Annotated in this window: 3 protein-coding genes; 1 reads left to right on the plus strand and 2 read right to left on the minus strand. The window is 69.1% G+C overall.

Features of this window, described 5'->3' with window-relative positions:
• On the minus strand, positions 1-931 hold a 931-nt coding region (locus tag VF794_RS18635; RefSeq protein WP_331112260.1), incomplete at its 3' end, for a LysM peptidoglycan-binding domain-containing protein.
• 268 nt (positions 932-1,199) lie between these two features.
• Here VF794_RS18635 and VF794_RS18640 point away from each other — a divergent pair.
• The gene (locus VF794_RS18640) at positions 1,200-2,141 is read left to right on the plus strand and encodes a class I SAM-dependent methyltransferase (protein WP_331112264.1); all 942 of its coding nucleotides are present in this window, start codon (positions 1,200-1,202) and stop codon (positions 2,139-2,141) included.
• Between the two features lie 37 nt (positions 2,142-2,178).
• On the opposite strand, the gene VF794_RS18645 is transcribed toward VF794_RS18640, so the two are convergent.
• Positions 2,179-2,410: ATP-binding protein (locus tag VF794_RS18645; RefSeq protein WP_331112262.1), on the minus strand; the 232-nt coding region annotated here is incomplete at its 5' end.

Raw genomic sequence — 2,410 nt, forward strand, 5'->3', positions numbered from 1 at the left:
CGGTGGTGCCATGGCGGGCGGCGATGCCGCTGAGCGTGTCACCCGGCTGCACCGTGTACGCGCCCCGCGAGGCGGCCGGGGCGCCAGGCGCCGTCGGAGCGCTGGGCGCCGGCTGGCTGGGCGCCGGCGCGGGCGACTGACCGGCCTGTCCCTGGGCATTCACGAAGTACTTCACCGGCGCGTTGCCGAAGGAGTCGCGCACGTGGCCGTTGTTGAAGTTGCTCGCACCGGCCTGGGCGATGGCCGGGCCCCGGTCCGTCAGCTCTCCGGGGCGCACCACGGCGATGTGGCCGATGCCGCCCGGGTTGTTCCAGCTCGCCACGGTGGGGTGTCCCTGGTTGGCCAAGTTCTGCGCCTCCTGGGCGCTCACCTCGCGCCAACCGTGGTTCTGGCCCTGCGTCTCCAGCCAGCGGTGGCCACCGTTGGCGTCCAGCTCCCGGGCTCCCGGGGCTCCCACCCCCGCGGGGTTGCCCGCGCCGTCCACCCAGTGCGGAATCTCCGCGCCCATGGCGCGCGTCACGTCCCAGGCGAAGATGTTGCAGTAGGTGTTGCCGCCGCGCGGCTGGTAGCGCGGGTTGTTGTTCACCGAGAACTGGTCGATGACCTGGCTGTAGTTGTCCGCGTTGCGGTTGGACGGGTTGCCGCGCACCGGGGCGTCCACCGGAATCCAGGCGTTGGTGTTGGTGGTTCCAGAGGCTGGGCTGCCCGTCGCGAAGCTGCGCGCCTCGAAGCGGTCCGGGGACGCGGCCGAGTTGGTCGCCGCCGGCTGGCGCGGCGCGTCGAATCCATCGGGGATGACGAGCTGCTGGCCCGCGCCGATCCGGTTCGGGTCCTGGATGTTGTTGGCCTTCGCCAGGGCATCGACCGAGGTGTTGTACTGACGGGCCAGCGCACTGAGCGTCTCGCCCTGCCGGATGGTGTGCACGGACATGATCGTTCCCTTCGAAGCAAAATGTTCTGGGAAATTATCGCACCTCCGCCTCCCTGAGTTGCTTCCGTCCTACACCTTTCATGCTTGAGCCCCGGGCGAGAGACTCGGCCGGCGCCCGGTGGCCAGCCTCGTGGCAGGGAAGGGAATGGCAGGGCACTCAGTTGTGGTGGCGATGGAAGGACCTCCCTCGTCATCTTCGTCTCCTTCGAGCGATGCTGCCCTTTCTGGCGATGTCAAAACCGCGCGCAATGCGCTGGCTGCACCCGTGATGGAATGGGTGGACTGGAGCAACGCTCTGGAGCGCGCGGCCTGCTGGTTGGATGACATTCACTGGCAGATCGCCAAAGGTGGCAACCTGCGGCTGGGCCTGGACTCGCTGTTCCGGGGCCTGGCCCTTCTCCACCGGAAGTGGGACCGCGAGGAGTGGACCCGCTTCTGCCTGGAGATCGTGCGGGGACATCCCCTGCGCGAGCTCATCCACCAATGTCCCTACACCCGGCACGGCTTCGAGAAGCCCCGAGGCTATGCCGGTGACGCGGTGCTCATCGACTACCTCTATAACGAGCACCCGGCGGCGGGGACGACGAAGCTGGGAAGGGACATCTACCACTTCCTGTGGCGTCAATCCGGCCCCAAGAGCGTGCGTGAGCGGCGGGAATTGCTGGCCGGCGAGCTGGATGCCGTGGCCGAGCGGGTACACAAGCCGAGCATCCTCTCCGTGGCCTGCGGGCACCTGCGCGAGGCCGAGCACTCGCACGCCCTGGCCGAGGGCCGCCTCGGCAGGCTCATCGCGTTCGATCAGGACCCGGTGAGCCTGGAGGTGGTGACGAAGCAGCACGCGGGCACGTGTGTGGAGCCCGTGCGCGGCTCGGTCCGTTCCATCCTGCTGGGCAAGGCCGCGTTCCCGGAGCAGGACTTCATCTACTCGGCGGGCCTGTACGACTACCTCTCCGAGTCCGTGGCCGCGCGCCTCACCCGGCTCCTCTTCGGGATGCTCCGCCCCGGCGGGCGTCTGCTGGTGGGCAACTTCGCCGCCCGCACGCCCGACGCCGGCTACCTCGAGGCCTTCATGGACTGGTGGCTCATCTACCGTGATGACAACCAGGTGCGCGCCTTCGCCTCGGAGATCGACCCCTCGGAACTCGCCAAGGTGGAGATGTTCCGCGACAGCACGCAGAACGTCATCTACATGGCGCTGACCCGCCGCTAGTCAGTGGCGCCGCGGCTTCCGCGGCGCCGCCCCGTCGTCAGTGGGGCTCGCCGGGGCCGCGGCGGGGTAGGGTGATGGTGAAGGTGGCCCCCTTGCCCGGCGCGCTCTCCACCTCGATGCTGCCACCGAGCGCCTGGACGATCTCCCGGACGATCCACAGCCCGATGCCGAAGCCGCCGTAGTGGCGCACGGAGACGGCGCGCTCGAAGCGCTCGAAGATGCGGGCGAGGTCCTCCTCGGCGATGCCGATGCCGTGGTCCTTCACGCGC

This window comes from Archangium sp., assembly GCF_036389735.1.
In the GTDB taxonomy this organism is placed as follows: domain Bacteria; phylum Myxococcota; class Myxococcia; order Myxococcales; family Myxococcaceae; genus Archangium.

Coding starts and splice junctions, on each gene's coding strand:
- VF794_RS18640 (WP_331112264.1), top strand. CDS start 1,200: ATGGAATGGGTGGACTGGAGCAACGCTCTGGAGCGCGCGGCCTGCTGG.